The organism is Corynebacterium nasorum (assembly GCF_022347325.1).
GTDB lineage: Bacteria > Actinomycetota > Actinomycetes > Mycobacteriales > Mycobacteriaceae > Corynebacterium > Corynebacterium kefirresidentii.
This window is the reverse complement of sequence record NZ_JAKRDU010000009.1, coordinates 1-21,142: the sequence shown is the minus strand read 5'-3', so window position 1 is coordinate 21,142 and position 21,142 is coordinate 1. Positions and strand designations below refer to the sequence as shown.

Sequence of the window (21,142 nt, the reverse complement as noted above, 5' to 3'; positions counted from 1 at the left end):
CACGAAACGCACGACGATAGGCTAGATACACCATGGCTACTTCATCGACACCCCGCCCGCTTGCCCTGTCACCCTCGCGCGCTTCCGATTACAAGCAGTGCCCACTGCTCTATCGCTTCCGAGCCATTGACAAGCTGCCCGAACCCAAAACCATTGCGCAGGTCAAAGGAACCTTAGTGCATGCCGTACTGGAAGAAATGCATAAACTACCGCGCGCAGAGCGTACCTATCCTGCCGCAGTAAAGATGATTAAGCCCTCGTGGGCAGACATGACCGCAAAGGACGCGGAACTGCTCGAGCTCGTGCCAGAAGAAGACACTTATGACTTCTTCGTGTCCGCCAGGGAATTACTCAAAGGCTATTTCCAGATGGAAAATCCGCAAGGCTTTGATTGCCAAGAAACCGAGATGTACGTGAATACAATCCTTCCTAATGGCGTTCCCGTTCGTGGCTTCATCGACCGAGTGGATCGCGCTCCCACCGGCGAGGTCCGCGTCGTTGACTATAAAACCGGCAAGAAACCACTACCCCGCTATTCACAAGATGCCCAATTCCAAATGCGTTTCTACGCGCTAGTCTACTGGCGCATTCTAGGCACTATCCCCCACCAGTTGCGGCTTATGTACCTCAAGGTCTTGGACTCGATGTTTCTTAGCCCAAACCGAGAGGAGCTGGAGTACTTCGAGCGCGATCTCGGCGAGTTGTGGGCCAAAATTGAAGCCGATGGGCGCGCCGGGGATTTCCGCCCCAAGCCCTCCAAGCTATGTGGCTGGTGTGCCCACCAGGATCTTTGCCCCGAATTCGGCGGCACGCCGCCGCAGTACCCAGGGTGGCCAGGTTCCGCGGCGGATAACAAGGCCTAACTCCACGCGGCCTTAGAAAAGGCCCGAGATAGGGCCGTCCTTATCGACGTCTATGTTGTTGGCCGCCGGGTTCTTTGGCAATCCCGGCATCGTCATGACATTGCCGGTGAGCACAACGATAAAGCCTGAGCCGGTGCGCGGCAGCAATTCGCGGACATGCAGCGTATGGCCTTCCGGCGCACCCAATTCAGATGCATCATCGCTGAAGGAATACTGCGTCTTGGAAATGACCACGGGTAGCTTGTCCCAGCCGTTGTCCTGGATGTACTTCAGATCTTTAAGCGCCTTTGCTCCATACTCCACGCGATCGGCGCGATAAATCTCGCGAGCAATGGTCTCGATGGAGGCTTCAATTCCCTGCTGCGGATCGTAGAGCTGCTTGGCACCGCCCTGCAGGTTCTCCAGCAAGGTCTCTGCCAGCTTAGTCGCACCTGCACCGCCCTCGGACCAGACGTTGGCTTCCTCCAAAGCCACTCCAAAGTCATCGGCCCATTGCCGCATGAACTCGCGTTCCGCCTCAGTATCCGACCAGAAGAGGTTGAGCGCTACCACCGGCTTAATGCCGAATTTGCGCAGATTTTCTACGTGGCGCTCAAGGTTGACAATGCCTGCCTTGAGCGCATCTACGTTTTCTTCGGTGAGCTTATCTTTGGCTACGCCGCCGTTGTATTTTTGCGAACGGATGGTGGCAACAACAACGGCACCGGCAACATCCAGATCACCAAAGCGTGCCTTGATGTCGACAAACTTTTCTCCGCCCAAATCGGAGCCGAAGCCGGCTTCACTCAAGACAATATCGCCAAATTGCAGAGCGGTTTGGGTTGCTAATAGGGAGTTGCAACCGTGTGCAATATTGGCGAATGGTCCACCGTGTACCAAGGCCGGCACCCCGCCGAGGGTCTGTACGAGGTTCGGATTAAGGGCATCACGCATCAGTGCCGTGAGCGCGCCTTCTGCGTTCAAGTCACGCGCAGTAACAGGGCGTTGATCGTAGGTGAATCCAATGGTGATATCGCCAAGACGCTTCTTCAGGTCTTCAAGATTCGTGGCCAAGCACAAAATGGCCATGATTTCAGAAGCGGCAGTAATGGTGAAACCGGTTTCAGCGGGCACGCCGTGGGCTGGGCCGCCCAGTCCAGTGACCACGTTGCGCAAGGCACGGTCATTGACGTCCACGCACCGTTGCCACGTAACGCGTCGTGGGTCGATACCCAACGTGTTTCCTTGATGAATGTGGTTATCAATGATGGCGGCCAAGGTGTTGGTTGCGGAGGTAATCGCGTGAAAATCCCCGGTGAAGTGCAGATTGATGTCCTCCATGGGCACAATCTGTGCATAGCCGCCACCAGCCGCACCGCCCTTAATGCCCATCACTGGTCCTTGGGAGGGCTCTCGCAGGGCAACTATCGCTTTCTTGCCCAATTGGTCTAGGGCATCGGTCAAGCCGATGAGAACGGTGGATTTTCCCTCGCCGGCAGGGGTAGGTGATACGCCGGTGACAAGCACCAGCTGGCCCCGGTTTTCCTTGGAATAGTCAACCTTGGTGATATCTACCTTGGCCTTGGTGGAGCCGTAGGGAATCACGGCGTCAGCAGGGATGCCCACCTTGGCTGCTATCTCTGCAATCGGCTGCAATTGGTGGGCTTGGGCAATTTCAACATCGGATGGCTGAGTAGTCATGACCTAAGCCTACCGAGCGGTTGAGTTAAATAGGGCTCATTTAGGCAAGAAAGTGAAATGGATTAAGTTGCCCGCTGATGCAGCAAACAAAAAGGCGCCCCTGAAGGGCGCCTTGGGGATGGTTTTATCTTCCTCTAGTTATAGGAAGATGAAACCGAATGCATAGCCCAAGAGGACAGAGAGCACGATGCTGACCGTACCTGGGATCAGGAATGGGTGGTTGAATACGGCCTTGCCGATACGAGTCGAGCCGGTATCGTCCATCTCCACTGCTGCCAGCAAGGTTGGGTAAGTCGGCAGGATAAATAGAGCGGACACCGCTGGGAACGCAGCGACTGCGGTAATGGGGCTTACTCCCAGGGCAAGGGCTGCCGGCATAAGGGCCTTGGTCGTAGCGGCTTGCGAGTACAGCAACGCTGCAGCGAAGAATAGCACCACTGCGAGCAGCCACGGCGAAGATTCAATAACGCTGCCAGCCATAGACTGAATATCGTCCATGTAGTGGTTGATAAGGCTGGTGCCCAGCCAAGCCACGCCCAGCACACAAATACATGCGGACATACCGGACTTGAAGACCGGGGTATTCAAAACATCTCCAGCCGGGACCTTGGTCATCATAACGATAATGGTGGCAGCGGTGAGCATAACCGTCATAATGGCTTCATTACGTGGAAGGGTCGGGTCGGCGATAAGCCCGACCTGCTCCGAGGTCAGGGTGGCCCACGCCATCACGATGATGATGGCTACCAAGAACACGAGAACAGAAGCCTTGGCACCCTTCTGCGGAGAGTAGTTCGCTGCGCCGAGTGGTTCCTTGACCAGGCCTTGTGCCTTTCGCTCCAGGTAAACCGGATCATCTTCAAGCTCTTTGCCAAACTTATTGGCTACCCAGGCAGCTGGGAAGATAGACAAGAACGTTGCCGGAATAACGACCGCCAGTACCTGCAAATAGCCCACCCCAGTCGGCTCTAGCAGGCTAGCGAGCAACACCACGGCTGCCGAAATAGGCGAAGCACAGATTGCCATCTGAGAGGCGACTACCGCGATAGATAGCGGGCGCGAAGGACGAACCTTACCCTCTTTAGCTACCTCGACGATAACCGGCAAAGTAGAAAACGCAGTGTGCCCGGTGCCAGCGAGAACCGTCATTAGCCACGTAACAATTGGCGCGTAGAACGTGATCCGCTTTGGGTTTTTGCGCAGGAACTTCTCTGCAATGTGCACCAAATAGTCCATACCGCCAGCTCGCTGCATTGCTGCGATAGCGGCGATGACGGTCATGATGATGCCGATAACATCGAAGGGGATATCTTCCCTAGTAATGGGAACACCGGTGAGACCAAGCGCCAACACGCCGAGGCCGCCGGCCATACCGATACCAATTGATCCAATCCTCGCACCCAAAACGATGGCCGCGAGAACGATGACTATATGAACAATAACCATGGACGTACTCCATACGCTCTCTACGCAAACTATGGGCACGCATCTCCATAAAGAGTGCATGCCGTCCTCAACATCTTCTATTTTGCACCCGCTGTGGTGATTTATTCATTCAAAGTGCCTGTTTGTGTTGATTCCCACATAAAATAAGGATTCCGCTATAAAATGACCGGTATTCTAAGACGCATCGTCCCTGTACAGGAGAATAAAAGATGAATGTGAATAGTGCCCCTTCACCATGCACAAACCCCCGCAGCCTCCGCCTGCTTTACTTCCATGTGAAGTAAAAGTGGCGGCAACTGCGGGGGCCTACTCCGCGGGCACTATACCCTGCTGCTCCTAAAGCGCTGTGGGCTTAGTCTTCGTCAATGAAGAGCTGGCCTCGGAACTCTGGGTGCATGAGGTTTTCTACGGACAGAACCTTGTTCAAGGTTGCTTCATCCAGCAGGCCCTTCTCCAGGACGAGTTCCTTGACGCCCTTGCCGGTCTCCAAGGACTCCTTAGCGATCAAATCACCATTGTGGTGGCCGATGAACGGATTCAGGTAGGTGACGATACCAATGGAATTTTCTACGTAGGCGCGGCACACATCCGCGTTGGCGGTGATGCCCGTGACGCACTTTTCGTGCAGCGCATCGACGGCGTTGCCCATGATACGAATGGACTGGAACAGTGCTTCGCCGATGACCGGCTCCATGACGTTTAGCTGCAGCTGGCCTGCCTCAGCGGCCATGGTGACGACGTGGTCATTGCCGAAGATCTTGAAGCAGGTCTGGTTGACAACCTCCGGGATAACCGGGTTTACCTTACCCGGCATGATGGAGGAGCCAGCCTGGCGGGCTGGCAGATTAATCTCAGCCAGGCCAGCGCGAGGGCCGGAGGATAGCAGGCGCAGGTCATTACAAATCTTGGCGAGCTTCATCGCTGCGCGCTTGATGGTTGCGTGCAGCAGCACGTAAGCACCACAGTCAGAGGTTGCTTCAATGAGATCGCGTGCGGTCTTCATTTCCAAGCCCGTAACCTCAGACAAGGCTGCGGTGACCTGGTGGCGGTAGCCGGCAGGGGTGTTTACGCCGGTGCCGATTGCGGTGGCACCCAGGTTGATCTCCAGCAGGCGGCGCTGAGCATCGCGCAGCAATGCTTGTTCCTCGTTCAGGTTATTGGCAAAGCCCTTGAACTCATCGCCCAAGGTCATCGGAACAGCGTCCTGGAGCTGGGTACGGCCCATCTTCAGGATGTCCTGGAATTCATTGCCCTTGTCCTGGAACGCGGCGCGCAGGCCATCCATGCGCTCAATGAGGTGGTCAACCGCTGCATGCAGACCCAGGCGGAAACCGGTCGGGTAAGCATCGTTGGTGGACTGGGACATGTTCACATCATCATTGGGGTTGATGATGTCATAAGAGCCCTTCTCCTCACCAAGATATTCCAGAGCGAGGTTGGCAACGACCTCGTTGGTATTCATGTTCAGCGAGGTACCAGCACCACCCTGGAAAACGTCCAGTGGGAACTGGTCCATGCAGCGGCCCTCTTCCAGGATCTGGCCACAAGCCCAGATGATGGCTTCGGCCTTCTTCTTAGGCAACACGTGAAGGCGACGGTTTGCCATGGCAGCCGCCTTCTTGACCTGGACCATGCCGCGAATGAAGTGCGGGATAGTGTTGATGGTTACGTAAGAAATCTGGAAGTTTTCCATAGCGCGAACGGTGTGCACACCGTAGTAAGCGTCCGCTGGAACTTCCAAAGAGCCAAGAAGGTCGGTCTCGGTACGAGTCTTCTTGCTGGAGTTCTTAGGTGCCTTCTGTTCGGCCACCTTCTGCTGTGCAGCGTGAGTGGAAGTATCAGCTTCCTTCTTCTTCACGTCCTTTGCTGCAGACTTGGTGTCCTTTTCTTCTTTCTTAGAGGACTTTGCCATGATGGCTCGGCTCCTTTGCCTGTCGAGACTTATATTCGGATGAGTAACCTCAAGCGCTAATGTTAGCCACGACTGAATCTATTTGGGCCGACCCAGAAAATTCGCTCCCCCTAAAAGCGGGCGATGCGTAAATCAGAAGCCAAGATCGCCTCTGCGCCGAGTTGGGAAAGCCGGTCCATGACTTGGTTGGCGTTTTTCTTGGGAACCATCGCGCGCACCGCCACCCAGCCCTCACGCGCCAAAGGTGAGACCGTAGGACCGGTTAACCCGGGAGTAGTACCAGCAGCCGCATCGAGGTTGGAATGAGCGATGTTGTAATCGATCATCAGATAGGTGCGAGCGTGCAAAATTCCCTGCATGCGGTCGAGCACCACCTGCTCTTCTTCGCTAACTTCTACCCCTGTGCGCTTGATTACTACGGCCTCGGACTCAATGATCGGCTCGCCGAACGGCGCCAACCCTTGTTGGCGCAAGGTAGTACCAGTTGACACGACATCAGCAATGACATCGGCAACGCCTAACCGGATGGAGATCTCTACCGCTCCGTCTAGCCGAATAACATCGGCCTCAATTCCATGCTCGGCAAGGTTCGCACGGACAAGATTGGGGTAAGAGGTCGCGATCCGGCGACCATCCAGTTGAGAGATATCCCACTCCTCCCCCTGCGGGGCTGCATAGCGAAAAGTAGATCCTCCAAACCCTAATGGCAGAACCTCATCAAAGCTCGCCTTTGAGTCGAGAGCTAAATCGCGACCGGTAATACCCAGATCCAAAACACCGCGGGCAACATAGATGGCGATATCTTTGGGCCTTAAGAAGAAAAACTCAACCCCGTTATCCGCATCAACCACGTTGAGTGTTTTGGAATGTCCACGCCCCTTGTAGCCGGCCTCTGCAAGAATGTCCACGGCGGATTCTGACAGTGAGCCTTTGTTCGGTACAGCAATTTTTATCATGCGGATCCTTCCGTCCCGTGGGGCGCTGTTTAAAGGTAGTTGTAGATGTCTTCTGGGGTAAGCCCCCGCTTGAGCATCATGACCTGAGTCCAATAGAGCAGCTGAGACACTTCTTCTGCTAGCTCAGCATCAGACTGATACTCTGCGGCGATCCACACTTCCCCGGCTTCTTCGATGATCTTTTTGCCTATGTGATGCTCGCCTTTATCCAAAGCGGTAACGGTGCCAGAACCAGCGGGGCGCTGGGCAGCCTTCTCGGATAATTCAGCAAAAAGGGAATCAAAGTTCTTCACGCCTACCTATTGTTCCACAGGTAGTTAGAGAATGTAGTAAAACCTTAAAGTTCTACTGCTATTTCGAAATCTGGCTAAACCACTCATAGACCTCGGAGGCCCGAGCACCGGCGAGGTGCCGCGAGTTGCGGAGCTGGGAGACCTCGGTGACCTCCGGCGGAACCTCCACCTCGTCATCTTCGGGCAAGCCGATGACTATACAGCCAGCATCAACTGCGGCGCGCATTCCCGTCGCGGAATCTTCAAATACCAAGCAATCCGCAGGTTTTGCTCCGATGCGGCGGGCCGCTTCGCGGTACATATCCGGTGCAGGTTTCCCGGAAGGTACTTCATCCCCGCAAATGGTATCGACAAAGTACTGCCGCCCCAACGCGCTAATGGCGGCATCGGCGACGTTGCGCTCGGTATTAGTCGTCACCATCATTGGCACGCCATCCGCCTTCAGCTCATGCAGCAACGCAGGAATGCCGGGAAAAATCTCCAGCTTGCGAGCGAAGAGCCCTTTGACATAGTCAAACATCCGAGCGCGATATCGATCGCTGTCACCGGACTGCAGTGTCACGCCCGCATTATCTGCGCAGATCCCCAAAGTCGTCTCAAAAGTTGCCCCCACAGTGGCAAGGCGTTGGGTGGGAGTTAAACGCTTCCCTAGGAGCTCCGAGAGATAGAACGTTGCTTCCGCCCAAAGCGGCTCCGAATTGGTGAGCGTGCCATCCATGTCCCAGAAAATGGCGGCGGGCTTTGTCAGACCAGAAACGGCATCGGGGTGCTGCACGAGAATAAAACTAACTTTCTCTTTAAAAAGGCTGTGTGGTGAAACCGACCATGCGCTAAGGGCACAGAAGTAAGCGCCAGGCTGCGATTATGCCGCGGGCCGGCGCTTAAAAAGCGAGAGGACAAGAACTAAAAGTCTAGTTCTGGAATGTGCGATAGAGCTTCGTCATCTGCTCCAGTTGCCGCGCAGGCGTTGTAGATAAGCTCAGATAGCTCTTCCTTCTCTTCCGGCTCGAGGACAGCGTCGTGCTGGGCACGATTAAAATCGGCCAACGCACGAACGGTCTTGGACAAGACGGTTACCAGCTGCGGGCCATCTGGATCATCCGGAAGGGCATCCAGCCCATCGAGCATATTCTCAAGGTGACCGCGTAGCTCCGGAAGCACGCTGGCATCAAACGGAGCCTCCCAGAACTCCTTTTCCTCCTCTTTGAGGTAATCGCCGGTGGCGAAGGACTTCAGATCACTTATGAACTCATCTACGGTGGGCTGGAAATCGGCGCGAATGCTCATGCTGTAGATACTGCCCTATCTTGGCTAAACCTGCACGCCGAGGAGTGAATTTAGGGCAGTGCGAACCAAATCGGCCGCTCCTTCTTCGTCTGTGCCACGGTCAGCCTGCGACCACTCATCCACAGCAGCCAGCGCCGCAGGGGTATCGAGGTCATTGGCAATCGCCGCGCGCAGCTTGGCGACGACCCCTTGAGCTCCCGCCATGCTTCCTGGCGTAGCCACTGCTTCCCGCCACGCGGACAACCGGTGCTTTGCCTCTTTGAGCACTTCATCCGACCAATCCCGCTCATCGCGGTAATGCCCAGCGAAGACGCCCAGGCGGATAGCGGAGGGCTCCTCGCCTGCTCCTACTAGCTTGTGGACGAAGACAAGGTTGCCCAAGGACTTAGACATCTTGACCCCGTCGAGGCCGATCATGCCTGTGTGTACATAAAACTTTGCCATGCGGTCCACGCCTAGGGCCGCCTCGGCGTGGGCGGCGGAAAATTCGTGGTGTGGGAACTTCAAGTCACTACCGCCACCTTGAATATCAAAGGTCGAACCTAAACGATCGGTGGCAATAGCGGAACATTCAATATGCCAGCCCGGACGGCCAGGACCAAAGGGCGACTCCCAAGCGGGCTCACCCTCGCGGTGAGCGCGCCAGATGAGTGCATCAAGCGGGTTCTTCTTTCCTGGGCGGTCTGGATCGCCGCCGCGTTCTGCAAAGAAGGTCTGCATCTCTGCCGCAGAATAATTGGACTCGTATCCAAACTGCTCGGTGGCCTCGATGGAGGCGTAGATATCCGGGTGTTCGGGATCATCTACGACGTAGGCCGCACCAGCGTCAAGAAGCTTCTGGACCATCTCCACGATTTCATCGACGGCCTCCATGGCGCCGACATAATCTTGCGGCGGAAAGACGGAGAGCAACTCCATATCGGAGCGGAAAAGCTCGATCTGAGACGTACCGAGCTCGCGCCAGTCCACCCCATCGCGTTCGGCGCGCTCAAACAGTGGATCATCGACATCGGTGATGTTTTGGACGTAGTGGACCTTCTTCCCGGCGTCCAAGAACGCGCGGTAGATAAGGTCAAACGTCAGGTACGTGGCAGCATGGCCCAAATGGGTGGAGTCATAGGGCGTAATGCCACACACGTACATGGTGGCCGTATCCCCTGCGACCTCTACGGGAGCGATGGTTTGATTCGCGGAATCATACAAGTGCAGCTGCGCCGCTTCACCCGGCACAGGGCGGAAAGAAGGTATAGGCCAAGAATGCATAGCCACCATACTAACGCGGTGTGCTTTACAACGGCTGCAGGACTCCCAGCGCCAATAGGATCATAACGAGAACACCGACTGGGATGCGGTAAGCGGCAAACCACGAGAAGGAATGGTTGCCCACGAACTTCAGCAACCATGCAATGGAGGCGTAGCCCAGGGCGAAGGCGATGCCAGTGCCTACCAGAAGCTGGAGGCCGGTAGCGGATTGGCCGGCGTCGGGAGAAAAGGCGTCGGGAAGCGAGAAAAGCCCCGAAGCCAGGACTGCTGGAATGGCGAGCAAAAAGCTAAAGCGCGTGGCCACCTCGCGGTCCAGCCCCAAGAACAGGCCACCAGAGATGGTGCCGCCAGAGCGAGAAACGCCTGGGATGAGTGCCAAGCACTGGCACAGGCCCATGACGATGGCGTCTTTCATAGTCAGCTGTTCGAAACCGCGCTCCTTTTTTCCTAGCTTTTCTGCGGCGATGAACACAAAGGAGAAAAGAATCAGCATGGCGGCGGTGATCCACAGGTTGCGTAGCGCTCCGCGGATTGCGTCTTCGAAGGCGTAGCCGATGATACCGATGGGAATGGAGCCAACGATGACCATCCATCCCATGCGCCAGTCTTGGCCACGAGAAGATTTATCGGTCCAACCGCGGAACCAACCGGACAGAATCTGCCAAATCATAGGAGCGAAATAGACCAGCACAGCCAGCTCGGTACCCAACTGAATAACGGCAGTAAAGGAAGCGCCGGCGTCTTTGCCCCAGAAAAGCTCGGAAACAATGCGCAGGTGACCGGAAGAACTGACCGGAAGAAACTCGGTCAGCCCCTGCACGATCGATAAAACAATGACCTGCGCCCAAGAAACAGCGTCAGTAGCGGTATTAGAAATCACCTGCTTCACACTACAGCCGCGCTAAGCTTCGGGTTTTTACAACGCGCACTGTTAGGATTAGTAGCCGTGAAATCTCAATCCGGCACCGCACTTGTCTTATCCAGTTTGCTGGCGTTAAGCGCCACCGCATTGGCTGCCTGCCAGCCCGATGTGGGCGTAGGCGCCGACCCAGAAACCGCGGTCAAGGGCAATGCCACCCCAGCGGCCTCCCCTGTCAAGGCGGACCCGGAGGGCACCGTCGTAGGCCTTAAGGAAGACATCACAGACCTTGCTGCCGTCGATAACTCGCTTGCGGTGCGCACTAAGGACCAGCTCCTTATCGGCAGCCATAAAGAGTTTGCGGGCCATAAGGCAACTGCTTTAGACATTTCTGCGGAGTGCGGTGATCTAAGTTCATCGTCGTCGGGCTTTGTACTGGCCTGCCCGGAAAAGGTCCTGCTCATCGATCCCTCCTCCCCGGATTCTCCCGAGGAGGTCCGTATGGAGGAGGAGACTCCTGTTACTGCTGCCACCCAGCTTTCCAGCGGCGAGATATTTGCCACCTCAGCAGATTCCGCCACCGTCGGCATCTATAAAGATGGCAAGCGCGAAGGCGACATCACGGTCGAGGCCGGGTCGGACCAGCTACTAGCCGTGCCCAATTCCGCGGGTGACGATGGAGTGGTACGCATCCACCGCGAGGATTCCACCATCCAAAACGTGGATTGGACTAATGATCGCGCTGGCGGCCGCCTGCGTGTTGGCCAGGGCGTCGGCAGCATCGCGGTGGGCGACAATGGCGTTATTCTTGCCTCCGATACCGAGGGCGGCCGCTTGGCCGTCTACACCTCTGATGACGTTATCCGCCTGCACCAATACGGAAACGTAGATGGCACCCCGTGGGGCGTAGCTTGGGACAAGGAGCACAATCTGGCGTGGGTCAGCGCCACAGATACGAACAAGGCTCATGCCTATGAGATAAATAAAGGCGTTCCGGAACTGCGCGGAGATATCTCTACCGTGCCGGATGCGCAAAACATTGCCGTGCTTGCCGATGGCACCTTTGTCGCCGCCTCCGCCACCGGCCACGGCCTCCAGTTCGTGGACACCCCGCACCTGAAGAAGGAGTCTTAACACCATGACCAGCACAATCGATCGACTGCGCGCGCAGGCCTACCAAGTGGCATTGCGAGGCATGTTTCAGCTCAGCCCGGAGCGAATCCACGGAATCATCAACACCGCCCTGAGTGGACTCCAAGCGGTCGGACCGGCCAACCGGGCCTTGGCAAAGGTGCTGCCGGTCAACGATCCGGTGCTGCGCCAAGAGGTCTTTGGCGTAGAGTTTCCCCGCCCACTGGGCCTTGCCGCCGGATTCGATAAGAACGCTGCGGCGGCTGATGCCTGGTCCCCGATTGGCTTCGGCTTTGCAGAGCTGGGCACTGTCACCGCCCAGGCACAGCCGGGAAATCCTGCGCCGCGGCTTTTTCGCCTTAAGGCAGATAAGGCCATCTTGAACCGCATGGGGTTTAACAATGAGGGTGCAGCGGCCGCTGCAGAAAACCTCCGCAAGCGCCGCTACAGCGATGTTATTGGCATTAATATTGGCAAGACTAAAGTCACCCCTGCCGACCAAGCTGTGGAAGACTACCGCCGCTCTGCTTCCGCATTGGGCGACTTGGCTGACTTCCTTGTAGTCAACGTTTCCTCGCCGAATACCCCGGGCCTGCGCGACCTACAAGCAGTGGAGTCGCTGCGCCCCATTCTTTCTGCCGTGCAAGAGTGCACCGCCGTTCCAGTGTTGGTGAAAATCGCTCCCGATCTTTCTGATGCCGACGTAGATGCCGTGGCAGACCTAGCCCTTGAACTTGGTCTCGACGGTATCGTGGCGACCAATACCACCATTTCCCGCGAGGGGCTCAAGACCCCTCCTGCCGAGGTAGCGGAAATGGGGGCCGGTGGCCTATCTGGTCCCCCGGTAGCCGAGCGCTCTCTGGAGGTGCTGCGCCGTCTCAATGAGCGTGTCGGAGGCCAGCTCACCCTCATCTCCGTCGGGGGCATCTCCACGCCGGAGCAGGCGTGGGAACGCATCACTTCCGGCGCTTCCTTGTTGCAGGGCTACACCGGCCTCATCTATGGCGGTCCGGATTGGATCCGCGATATCCACCGTGGCATTGCCGCCCAAATCCGCGCCCACGGCTTGCGTAATATTTCCCAAGCGGTTGGCTCTGGCCTGCCATGGAAACCGGTGGATTAATCCCTATAGAGACTCTTGGTTGAACAAGAAAGTCCGCCCCCACCTGCTCTACCCTAAGCAGCTGGGGGCGGACTTTCATTGATTAAACACGGTACTGGCTAGGCTTGCGCCATAGCGCTGCGCCTGAGAATAAGTGCGCACAGGACTGCGAAGCCGGCGTAGAACACCACCCAAAACTGCGCTTGGGTGAATAAAATCCCGCCGGGTAAGAAGCGGCTCGCCGCAATGACTACGATCGCAACCACTAATGCCACAACCTGGGCGCGGCTTCCCGCCTGGCTTCTACTCATGGTACTAAAGGCCCCGACGAGGAACGCGGCGGCAACAATAGCCACCTTCGAATACGTCCATGCGAAGTCGGCTCCCCAGCCATCCGAAAAGACAGAGATTAGCGCGAAGAGAGCCAGCACGAATGCGACCACCATGAAGGCGCCGCCGACACGCAGGGTCGCCGGACGGCTAGCCTGCGATGCACTAGAGCTACTTGCCATTACTTTGCCTCGTACCAGCCCCACAAAATGGCACGGCCGAGCGCGTGGAAATGCAGGTTGAAACCGAGCACAGTCGGGGTTGCATCTGGGTTGATATCGAGCTTTTCCACGTCTACTGCATGGACTGCGTACAGATAGCGGTGAGGTGCGTGACCGGCAGGCGGGTTGGCGCCATAGTAGGTGCGCTCGCCCGAATCGTTGCGCAAGCTAATAACACCGTCAATGCCCAGGTCTTCTGCAGCACCAGCATTGGTAGGCAACTCGCATACCTCAACGGGGATATTGAAGGCCGCCCAGTGCCAGAAACCAGAAGCGGTGGGTGCATCCGGGTCGAAACAGGTCACAGCCAGGGACTTAGTGCCTTCAGGCAAACCGGACCACGCAAGCTGAGGGGAAACGCTTTCCGGAGCGCGAAGCTTTTCTTGCAGCTCATCGCCTTCGACCACGTCGGTGGAAGAAAGAACAAAGGAAGGAACATCACGCAGCGGTGCGTCGGGATCTGGTCCAGGGAAGCGGGAGTCATCTGCATAAGAAGTCATAGACCCATTTGTACCCCACCTCACAAGGCGATGTCGATGTGGTGTAACCGCACGCCATGGTCACACTACAGTCGTACCCCAGTACGACGCTTAGGCCGGATTACACCCATGTATTTCACCGCCCTTCACGCATGGACTTTTCGGCGCCCTACGCTGGCGATTTGTAAAGCACACCCCACGCAAGATACAGTATCGGAGTGCCCAGCCGAGAGGCTGACAAACACCCTGCCCGGGTGGCGGAATGGCAGACGCGCTAGCTTGAGGTGCTAGTGTCCTATTAACGGACGTGGGGGTTCAAGTCCCCCCTCGGGCACAGACTTCCGGCGGTTACCACGAGGTAGCCGTCGGATTTTTCTATCCTGCACTCCCTCAAGGACTACGATTTCCCCATGACCACATTTCTGAGTTGGGTGCGCAATTTCGGCCACTTCCTGCTTTCGCTCGCTCGGTCCGCTTGGCGCTCAATCCAGCGGTGGACCGTGCAGCGGTGGATAGCCGTTCTCGCTGCAGTACTCGCCCTCCTCGCCGTGCTTTATTTCTACGATCTGCCGGATGTGGCTCGTCTGCGTAATGCCTCCACCCGATTTGGCGCATGGTTCCCCTTCATCTTCACCCTAGGTTATGTCATATTTACCCAGTTTCCCTTTCCTCGAACCTTCTGGACGGTAGCCGCAGGACTATTATTTGGCCCGTGGAAGGGACTCGCGCTTTCCCTGTGCGCCTTGACGGTATCAGCGGCGTTGTCCTTTCTTATCGTCCGCAAGCTCCTCGGAGCCTGGATCCGCCCGCACCTGACCCATCCCGCAGTGTTCACAATCAACGCGCATCTCGAGCGGCGCGGGTGGCTGGCCATAGCTTCCCTCCGGATGGTAGCCGGCGTCCCGTTTAGCCTCCTGAACTACGTTGCTGCCCTTACTCCGGTAAAGCTCAGCCACTTCACCTTGGCCACCCTTGTCGGATCTATTCCTACTACGGCTTTGGGCGTGTTCTTCGGCGATACCCTCACCGGACATACCTCTCCCGGCATCGTCCTCGCTATGGTGGTTTTCGCTGCGATTGGAGCGAGCGGGCTGTATATGGATTCGCGACTTCCCACTCGCCCTTAAGTCAAGTTCGAGCGGTAGACTATTTCGCATTAGGTTCTTAAAGGGAGGTTTTCCATGCTTGCTGTCCACGCCCGCTACCGTGGCCGTTCCGTGCGTCGCGCAGAGTTGGTCCAGCGTTCTGCGTCGGCCCTATCAACTCTTTCTGGCGTTGGAGAGTTCCATGTGCTTGGCGTGGAAGATATTTGCGCCGTAGTTGATTCAGCAACGGCCGTCTGCGACGTCGTCATGGCCTTGCTTGCCGACGGCGACTGGGCCATCGGCATCGGTATAAGCCCCGGCAACCAAGAAGATGAGGAGGGGGCACGCCAAATAGCTACCGCCGCGTTGCGGAAGTCCGCCCGTATGGGCCAGGTCTACGCCAAGATCAACAAGCGTGGCCGCGCTTCCGAGGCAAGCGATATCGCGGCCACCTTTGCCCTGCTGGGATATGTTTTGCACAAGCGCACCATCGAGGGGCGCGAGGCTACCTCACTCGTGCGTGCTGGGCTGAACCAAAATGAGGCCGCCGAAGAGCTAGGGATTTCTAAACAAGCCATGTCGCAGCGCCTCCAGGCGGCCGGTTGGAGCGCGGAATTGGCTGGATGGCAGTTGGCCGTCAACCTGATTGAGCGCGCCAATCTTACCCAGCCTTAGAGCAAATCAGACTTGCTCAGTTCGGGCGTCGTAACGAAGTCCACGAGCCGCTCTACCGCGCCAATCAGACTGGAATCTAAGTCACGGAAAGAGTGCACGGCGTTATACACATGACGCCAGCCGTCCTTAGGGTCGCTCCAACCCACCCGCCTGCAGATTCCGGTCTTCCAGTCCTCGCCATAAGGTACTTCTGGCCATGCACGCAATCCCACGCGCTGCGGCTTCACCGCTGCCCAAATATCGATGAATGGATGACCAGTGACCAGGACATGCTCTCCCACGGTTTCCGTTAACCGGGTTTCCTTGGAATCTTGGACGAGATGGTCAGCCAACACACCTACCCTGCGACCGGGGCCGGGCTGAAATTCCGCCAAGCGGTCTTCCAAATTGTCCAGGCCTTCAAGGTATTCCACCACTACGCCTTCGACGCGTAGGTCGTGGCCCCACACCTTTTCCACAATAGCGGCGTCATGGACGCCTTCCACCCAAATGCGCGAGGGCGCGGCAACCTTAGCCTCCACGTTTTCTACGCGGCGGGAACCGGAGTTGGACTTGCGGGGCGCCTGCTTTTCAACGTATCGGGTAAGCGTAACCGGCTTACCCTCCACTAGGAACCCGCCTTTGACCAAATTAAAAACGCGTTCCACACCGTGGCGATCCTCAAGGCGAACTACCTCACCGAAAACGGTCTTATCCACCCCCATGACAGCACCCACAAAGTCGTCACCACGTACTTCCACTACCATTCCGGGCTCAGCTGGCACCTCAGGATATTGACGCGGCTTCGACCGCGAGTGGCCAGCAAATATGTCTCCGCCATAAGGATCAAAACTCATGGCCCGTTAGTCTATCTATTAGACTGGCTCGTCATGGATATGCGCGCCGAAGTATGGTCACCTTTACAAAACACTGCTGTCTGGCTGGGCTCGTGGCTGTGGGGACACGAAACCACCGATGATTTGCTAGATGCTCTTAAAGAACTGGGCGGGCGTCCGGAGAGTGTGGATGAAGCACCGTTCGTCGATGTGCTGGCGATGCTGCGCGCAGAGACCGCTGAACTTACCGCGAAGCGCGGTGAGCGCGCGGAACCCGTTGTACGCCTCGCGCTTTCCGGGCCGGGAGAGCCCCCTGCCCTACCCGCAGGATCGGAGTCCTATCACGCAGCTATCCAAAGTTCAGCCGGAGCAATCATAGTTCGCACCAATAATCCCACGCGCAACTTAGTCCTCATACCTCATATCCATAGCAGCCACACCGCGTGGCAGGTAATCGTCGAAAAGCAGCAGCTCCCTGCCCCCGCCTGGCTGAGCCCTGGGGAAGCCGACGCACTGCTTGCTCAAGCAACCAGTGAATCCGCTGACCTTATCGCCGCAACTGGGTATAGCACTGAAGCACTGCCCAACCCCCGCCTCACCGTGGGAACTTTAAGCGACTTTTATGACACCCCCGGCCTTCCCCAATCAACGCCGGCCCGAGCAGCCAAACTCTTCGCCCGCGCCGACCGAGTGGCCGCGATCATCGAAACGGTTACCGACCGCATCAACGATCACAGCCTTGACCCGCAATTACTTCGCTTGTGGCGCCACATCCGGCAGGCCCGCATGACGGGCGTTGCCTATGCACTCGGAGAGTTCGCGCGTTAAAGAGACCAAATATCGCAACATCCCGCCGCACACGGCGCACCATTGATCGTGCACCCTTGCACGGTCACCTGCCCACTGGTTTCCTGCTCGCGGCCATGCTCCAGCTCTTCTATAAGGTCAACCACCATTTCTGCAAACCGAGGGGTCGGGCCTACAGTACGGGTACGCACGACCCTGACCCCCATATCCTCGGCCGCCTTCTGCAGCTCGGAATCGAGATCCCAAATAACCTCCATATGGTCGGAGATGAAACCAATTGGGCAAACCACAACCGTGTCGACACCTTCGTTCTGGTGAATCTCAGTGGTGTGATCAACAATGTCGGGCTCTAGCCACGGAGTGCGTGGATTGCCTGAGCGTGACTGCCATACAAGGTCATAATCGGAAATGCCAGCCTGCAACGCCACCAACCGCGCCGCCTCAGCCACCTGGCGGGAGTAGAGGTTTTTATCGCCTTCCGCGCCGCCAACGTTATCGTGCGCAACGGGGACAGAATGCGCGGTGAACAAAAGCCGGGTAGTCCCCTTCTTATCAGCTGAAACTTGTTCCCAGACCTCCGTTACGGCAGTGGCCATTTCGGCCACAAATTTCGGATGATCAAAGAATTGACGAATCTTCGTGAATTCAATCTCCGGCAGGCCTTGCTGCGCCAGATGCTCGCGCATGCGCTGAATATCTTCGTCATATTGCCGGCACGCGGAGTACCCACCCCATGCGGAGGTGGCAAATACAGCTACTTTACGGATACCGTCCCGAGACATCTGTTCTGCGGTCTCGTTGGCAAAGGGATGCCAATTCCGGTTGCCGAAATAAACCGGTAGATTATGTCCGCGTTTCTTCAGCTCACCGTGGACATGCTCGATAATTTCACGGTTGAGCGCATTGAGCGGACTTACGCCTCCGAAGTGATAATAGTGCTCACCCACCACTTCAAGCCGTTCGCGAGGAATTCCTCGACCACGGGTAACGTTCTCCAAAAACGGAACGACCTCCTCGTTTCCTTCCGGGCCACCGAAAGAAAGGACGAGGAGGGCGTCGAAGTTTTGGGCATTCTGTTGTGCGTCAGTCATGCCCTAAACAATACCAACCAAAAGTTGGAGATTAGAGAAGGCGCACGACGTCGGGAGTAGCACCACCCCAGCGAACTGGAACTACTGAAACAGTCTGACCAGACTGTGGCGCCTCAATCATTTGCCCATCACCTAGGTAGATAGCTACGTGCTGGTTGCCACCAGGACCGTAGAAGATAAGGTCACCGCGCTTCGCGTTGTCGCGAGGAACCTTCTTGCCCTGCTGGTACTGTGCGCCAGTGTAGTGAGGCAGGTCCAAGCCAGCTGCCGCGTAGGCGTACTTTACGAGGCCAGAGCAATCGAAGCCCGACTGGTTGAAATCACCGAAAGAGTCAGCCACTCCGCCATCTCGGAGCCCACCGGTAGGACCATTGTTATCGCCGCCGCCCCAAACATAAGGCACACCAACCTGAGATTCAGCACGGGAAATGACGGCCTCAATCTGAGCATCACGCCCAGCATCTGCGCCCGCAATAGCATCGTCAGACTCCGTCACCTCATCCACCTCAGGCGCATCAGCGCTAGCAGCGGGTGCAGTGTTCGGGCTTCCCAATCCAAGCAAGTCAGATGAGCCTTGCATGAGGGTGCGCACATCGTCCTCATCAACTGCAGCAGCGATATCATTCGCAAGTCCGAGCGCATCATTTACAGAGGACCCAGTTGTGAAGTCAACGTTCTGGAACGTTGGTGTAGCACCCTGATTGAGGGCGTTTCCAAATTCAGCTTCCGGAGCGGTACCGCCCTGGTTGATAGCACCTCGCTCTGCCGAATTATTGGACACGTTCGGGTCAGCAGAAACCTGCGGGGCACCCTCTCCAACAACCTCATCGGTAAAGTTTTCTGACTTGATTTCTTCGGTCAAGTTTTCAGGACTGACCGTCACTGCGTCGGAAGTCTTTTGATTGTCAAGCTCATTAACTGGATTTAGGCCGGTATCAAGCGTGTCCTGCTGAGAGAGCTGAAGACCACTTTCGTTCGCCGCCTGGGATTGCGCTCCCTGCTGGCGAGCAGAAGTTGCCTCCGCAAACCGTTGGGTAGCGTTCAGTCGAGCCTCATTTTGTGCTAACTCTCGACGCTCTTGCACCACACGATTCTCGGCGTCTCGCTTGTCTTTGTCTGCCTGATCCAACTCGCCCTGCAGGCTAGCAAGGTACTCTTCATTCGCCCCTGGATCGTCGCTAACTTGTTCCATTTGGCTCTGGATCCGAGCGATACGATCCTCGGCTTCAGCGACATCAGCTTCCGCTCGACTTAGCTCTGCACGCGAAGCCTCAACAGCCCCCTGCAAAGAGTCTGCGTTGTTAACCGCGCGGTCGATTGCCGCACGCTCTGAGTCGTGTGCTTGGATTACACCAGCATTGTCCGCCGGTGAATCATCGGCGCCTGCTGGCGCTACGGTAGAAAGAGTTGATACGGCTGCGGTACCTACTACTGCAGCAAGGAAAGCGCGAACATGTCGAATGCGCGGAAGGCGAATGGTGGCCACTGAAATACTCCTAGATTGGACCCACACAGTTCCTTTAAGAAGTGCCCATCACCGCTTCCGGGCATAGGAATGCCCGGGCTCCCCGCCTGCCTATTTCGCACAAACGCAGGCGTTATCGCATGTCTAACCGGGGTAACTAGAAAATCGCCTCGAGATGATAAAGATAGGTACGCGAAGCTATTCTCAAGCGCCCGTAGACACTAGAGGGGTAAATGGTTATGGACTGCCTCAATTGGCTGAGACTTCACTCCGGGCGTGTTGTTTCTATGGACCACCCAACAGTCCAGGGACTTTTCGTGCTGTAACTGGAAAACCTGACCTTTATCGCATTCCAGCCGACTGCCTTAAATCGCTACTGTTTCCCCACAACAGCGAAAATCAGACACCTTTGGATCCGGCTGAATTTGTTAAAAGCCTACTCGCCCAAAATCAACAGGCTGGCGCAAAAGGTCTACACATATCCTTTGTTCACAGCAGAAGTTCCCATGACTGCGAAGTCCACTTACTCGTTCGCGATATTTGCGACATACGTTCCAGGATGCGTTTTACAACCCAAGATTCCGCATGCCCCGATCACGTTCTATTGCACTGAGCGCCGTGAGAACTGCTCTACGGGTTCTGGCATGACTCGCCGCGGCGCCGGCTGACTTTGTTAAAAGGTCTAGCCCTTTAAAACAATCCTGAGCCGTCGAGGGCAAGCAGCCACAAACCATGAACAGGCCACACGAAGCTGGCCCTGGCGGAGTGAACAGGAGTTCCTAGCCCCAAAACCCTATGGACCTATCCGTGCGCCCCTTTCGTGGCTCTGAGCTTCGCGCTCTGCCCTATCGAAAGATTCGCACCAAAAGTTCCACACGGTGGAGTTCTAATGAACCCGTCTCACCTCATAAACGGAAGGTGGGTTGATGTTTAATTTTTTCGAACATTGCAATCGCTCAAGTTTTTAACTTGCATCCCCAATCTCTTTCGATGGAGCCCGGTTCATTGACTTTCAAGGACGGCCACTCGATGTTCCATCATTCGCTCGAGGCGTGCTTCCCCACATACCCATGCGAGTTCTCTCGTGACAGTCAAGGCTAAGCCCATGAACCCAGGAAGCAAGAAATGTCCCCTGAGTCGACACCCGAACCTTACGTCACGACACGCCCGCTTCGCACAATTTTCCCGCAATTCACGTGAGTCAAGTTAATTCACATGACTCAACATGAGCACCTAACCTGCAATGATTTTGTTACCATCCCGTTATTGTGATTTTAATCACGCACGAACTGGATGGACACGCGCGTCAAACCGCCCCCTGTGGACAGTATGGAAGCAAATCGACCACTCCCCCACCCCGAGTCAACCCCTAAGAGTTGACC

20 protein-coding genes and 1 tRNA gene are annotated in these 21,142 nt (G+C 56.4%); 7 read left to right on the top strand and 14 right to left on the bottom strand.

The genetic code is table 11. The features are described 5' to 3' along the window. Positions 1-32 precede the first annotated feature (32 nt). Positions 33-863: a RecB family exonuclease gene (locus MHK05_RS08150; protein ID WP_239206007.1), complete on the top strand. Its 831-nt coding sequence runs from the start codon at positions 33-35 to the stop codon at positions 861-863. A gap of 12 nt (positions 864-875) precedes the next feature. Here MHK05_RS08150 and MHK05_RS08145 read toward each other — a convergent pair whose 3' ends face one another. The 9 genes from MHK05_RS08145 to MHK05_RS08105 form a co-directional block, all read right to left on the bottom strand. Beyond that, positions 876-2,543: a formate--tetrahydrofolate ligase gene (locus MHK05_RS08145; RefSeq protein ID WP_239206005.1), complete on the bottom strand. Its 1,668-nt coding sequence runs from the start codon at positions 2,541-2,543 to the stop codon at positions 876-878. A 138-nt stretch (positions 2,544-2,681) separates the two neighbouring features. After that, positions 2,682-3,989 carry an anaerobic C4-dicarboxylate transporter gene (locus tag MHK05_RS08140; RefSeq protein WP_239206003.1) on the bottom strand — a complete coding sequence of 436 codons (1,308 nt, stop codon included), beginning with the start codon at positions 3,987-3,989 and terminating at the stop codon, positions 2,682-2,684. A 352-nt stretch (positions 3,990-4,341) separates the two neighbouring features. Then, the gene (gene aspA, locus MHK05_RS08135; RefSeq protein WP_239206001.1) at positions 4,342-5,901 is read right to left on the bottom strand and encodes an aspartate ammonia-lyase; all 1,560 of its coding nucleotides are present in this window, start codon (positions 5,899-5,901) and stop codon (positions 4,342-4,344) included. Between the two features lie 110 nt (positions 5,902-6,011). Next, positions 6,012-6,857, bottom strand: a complete 846-nt coding sequence (gene hisG, locus MHK05_RS08130) for an ATP phosphoribosyltransferase (RefSeq protein WP_239205999.1) — start codon at positions 6,855-6,857, stop codon at positions 6,012-6,014. Positions 6,858-6,886: 29 nt separating this feature from the next. Beyond that, entirely contained in the window at positions 6,887-7,150 is a 264-nt protein-coding gene (locus MHK05_RS08125) for a phosphoribosyl-ATP diphosphatase (protein ID WP_239205997.1), read from the bottom strand. A gap of 58 nt (positions 7,151-7,208) precedes the next feature. Then, a complete protein-coding gene (locus MHK05_RS08120) occupies positions 7,209-7,925 on the bottom strand; it encodes an HAD family hydrolase (protein ID WP_324291866.1) in 717 nt (238 codons plus the stop codon). A gap of 128 nt (positions 7,926-8,053) precedes the next feature. Then, positions 8,054-8,437, bottom strand: a complete 384-nt coding sequence (locus tag MHK05_RS08115) for a hypothetical protein (RefSeq protein ID WP_023021542.1) — start codon at positions 8,435-8,437, stop codon at positions 8,054-8,056. Between the two features lie 24 nt (positions 8,438-8,461). Beyond that, positions 8,462-9,700, bottom strand: a complete 1,239-nt coding sequence (gene mshC, locus MHK05_RS08110; RefSeq protein WP_239205995.1) for a cysteine--1-D-myo-inosityl 2-amino-2-deoxy-alpha-D-glucopyranoside ligase — start codon at positions 9,698-9,700, stop codon at positions 8,462-8,464. Between the two features lie 25 nt (positions 9,701-9,725). Next, complete coding sequence (locus MHK05_RS08105) at positions 9,726-10,580, bottom strand: undecaprenyl-diphosphate phosphatase (RefSeq protein WP_239205993.1); 855 nt, start codon at positions 10,578-10,580, stop codon at positions 9,726-9,728. A 66-nt stretch (positions 10,581-10,646) separates the two neighbouring features. Between MHK05_RS08105 and MHK05_RS08100 the strand changes: the two genes are divergently transcribed. Together MHK05_RS08100 and MHK05_RS08095 are read left to right on the top strand one after the other, a co-directional pair. Further along, the gene (locus tag MHK05_RS08100) at positions 10,647-11,693 is read left to right on the top strand and encodes a YncE family protein (protein WP_239205991.1); all 1,047 of its coding nucleotides are present in this window, start codon (positions 10,647-10,649) and stop codon (positions 11,691-11,693) included. A 4-nt stretch (positions 11,694-11,697) separates the two neighbouring features. Next, positions 11,698-12,813: a quinone-dependent dihydroorotate dehydrogenase gene (locus MHK05_RS08095; RefSeq protein WP_239205989.1), complete on the top strand. Its 1,116-nt coding sequence runs from the start codon at positions 11,698-11,700 to the stop codon at positions 12,811-12,813. 98 nt (positions 12,814-12,911) lie between these two features. Here MHK05_RS08095 and MHK05_RS08090 read toward each other — a convergent pair whose 3' ends face one another. Then, entirely contained in the window at positions 12,912-13,304 is a 393-nt protein-coding gene (locus MHK05_RS08090; protein ID WP_239205987.1) for a hypothetical protein, read from the bottom strand. Further along, complete coding sequence (locus MHK05_RS08085) at positions 13,304-13,843, bottom strand: YbhB/YbcL family Raf kinase inhibitor-like protein (RefSeq protein WP_239205985.1); 540 nt, start codon at positions 13,841-13,843, stop codon at positions 13,304-13,306. Before MHK05_RS08085 ends, MHK05_RS08090 begins: the two co-directional genes overlap by 1 nt. 227 nt (positions 13,844-14,070) lie before the next feature. Between MHK05_RS08085 and MHK05_RS08080 the strand changes: the two genes are divergently transcribed. The 3 genes from MHK05_RS08080 (at position 14,071) to MHK05_RS08070 (ending at position 15,582) form a co-directional block, all read left to right on the top strand. Further along, positions 14,071-14,156: transfer RNA gene (locus MHK05_RS08080), tRNA-Leu, on the top strand. Between the two features lie 76 nt (positions 14,157-14,232). Then, the gene (locus tag MHK05_RS08075) at positions 14,233-14,949 is read left to right on the top strand and encodes a TVP38/TMEM64 family protein (RefSeq protein WP_239205983.1); all 717 of its coding nucleotides are present in this window, start codon (positions 14,233-14,235) and stop codon (positions 14,947-14,949) included. 54 nt (positions 14,950-15,003) lie between these two features. Beyond that, a complete protein-coding gene (locus MHK05_RS08070; RefSeq protein WP_023021534.1) occupies positions 15,004-15,582 on the top strand; it encodes a hypothetical protein in 579 nt (192 codons plus the stop codon). Here the strand turns inward: MHK05_RS08070 and MHK05_RS08065 are convergent. Beyond that, positions 15,579-16,418: a DUF3097 domain-containing protein gene (locus MHK05_RS08065; RefSeq protein WP_239205981.1), complete on the bottom strand. Its 840-nt coding sequence runs from the start codon at positions 16,416-16,418 to the stop codon at positions 15,579-15,581. The two genes, MHK05_RS08070 and MHK05_RS08065, sit on opposite strands and share 4 nt — an antisense overlap. 33 nt (positions 16,419-16,451) lie before the next feature. On the opposite strand from MHK05_RS08065, the gene MHK05_RS08060 reads away from it, so the two are divergent. Then, on the top strand, positions 16,452-17,225 hold the full coding sequence (locus MHK05_RS08060) for an Rv1486c family protein (protein ID WP_239205979.1): 774 nt from the start codon (positions 16,452-16,454) through the stop codon (positions 17,223-17,225). Here the strand turns inward: MHK05_RS08060 and MHK05_RS08055 are convergent. Both MHK05_RS08055 and MHK05_RS11915 read right to left on the bottom strand, forming a co-directional pair. Then, entirely contained in the window at positions 17,222-18,295 is a 1,074-nt protein-coding gene (locus tag MHK05_RS08055) for a ferrochelatase (protein ID WP_239205977.1), read from the bottom strand. The genes MHK05_RS08060 and MHK05_RS08055 overlap by 4 nt on opposite strands. A 31-nt stretch (positions 18,296-18,326) precedes the next feature. Beyond that, positions 18,327-19,781: an NlpC/P60 family protein gene (locus MHK05_RS11915; RefSeq protein WP_239205975.1), complete on the bottom strand. Its 1,455-nt coding sequence runs from the start codon at positions 19,779-19,781 to the stop codon at positions 18,327-18,329. Positions 19,782-21,142: the final 1,361 nt, after the last annotated feature.

Coding starts and splice junctions, on each gene's coding strand:
- MHK05_RS08060 (WP_239205979.1), top strand. CDS start 16,452: ATGGATATGCGCGCCGAAGTATGGTCACCTTTACAAAACACTGCTGTC.
- MHK05_RS08065 (WP_239205981.1), bottom strand. CDS start 16,418: ATGAGTTTTGATCCTTATGGCGGAGACATATTTGCTGGCCACTCGCGG.
- MHK05_RS08090 (WP_239205987.1), bottom strand. CDS start 13,304: ATGGCAAGTAGCTCTAGTGCATCGCAGGCTAGCCGTCCGGCGACCCTG.
- MHK05_RS08070 (WP_023021534.1), top strand. CDS start 15,004: ATGCTTGCTGTCCACGCCCGCTACCGTGGCCGTTCCGTGCGTCGCGCA.
- mshC (WP_239205995.1), bottom strand. CDS start 9,700: ATGCATTCTTGGCCTATACCTTCTTTCCGCCCTGTGCCGGGTGAAGCG.
- MHK05_RS08095 (WP_239205989.1), top strand. CDS start 11,698: ATGACCAGCACAATCGATCGACTGCGCGCGCAGGCCTACCAAGTGGCA.
- MHK05_RS08055 (WP_239205977.1), bottom strand. CDS start 18,295: ATGACTGACGCACAACAGAATGCCCAAAACTTCGACGCCCTCCTCGTC.
- MHK05_RS08115 (WP_023021542.1), bottom strand. CDS start 8,437: ATGAGCATTCGCGCCGATTTCCAGCCCACCGTAGATGAGTTCATAAGT.
- MHK05_RS08085 (WP_239205985.1), bottom strand. CDS start 13,843: ATGACTTCTTATGCAGATGACTCCCGCTTCCCTGGACCAGATCCCGAC.
- MHK05_RS08150 (WP_239206007.1), top strand. CDS start 33: ATGGCTACTTCATCGACACCCCGCCCGCTTGCCCTGTCACCCTCGCGC.
- MHK05_RS08075 (WP_239205983.1), top strand. CDS start 14,233: ATGACCACATTTCTGAGTTGGGTGCGCAATTTCGGCCACTTCCTGCTT.
- MHK05_RS08140 (WP_239206003.1), bottom strand. CDS start 3,989: ATGGTTATTGTTCATATAGTCATCGTTCTCGCGGCCATCGTTTTGGGT.
- hisG (WP_239205999.1), bottom strand. CDS start 6,857: ATGATAAAAATTGCTGTACCGAACAAAGGCTCACTGTCAGAATCCGCC.
- MHK05_RS08145 (WP_239206005.1), bottom strand. CDS start 2,543: ATGACTACTCAGCCATCCGATGTTGAAATTGCCCAAGCCCACCAATTG.
- aspA (WP_239206001.1), bottom strand. CDS start 5,901: ATGGCAAAGTCCTCTAAGAAAGAAGAAAAGGACACCAAGTCTGCAGCA.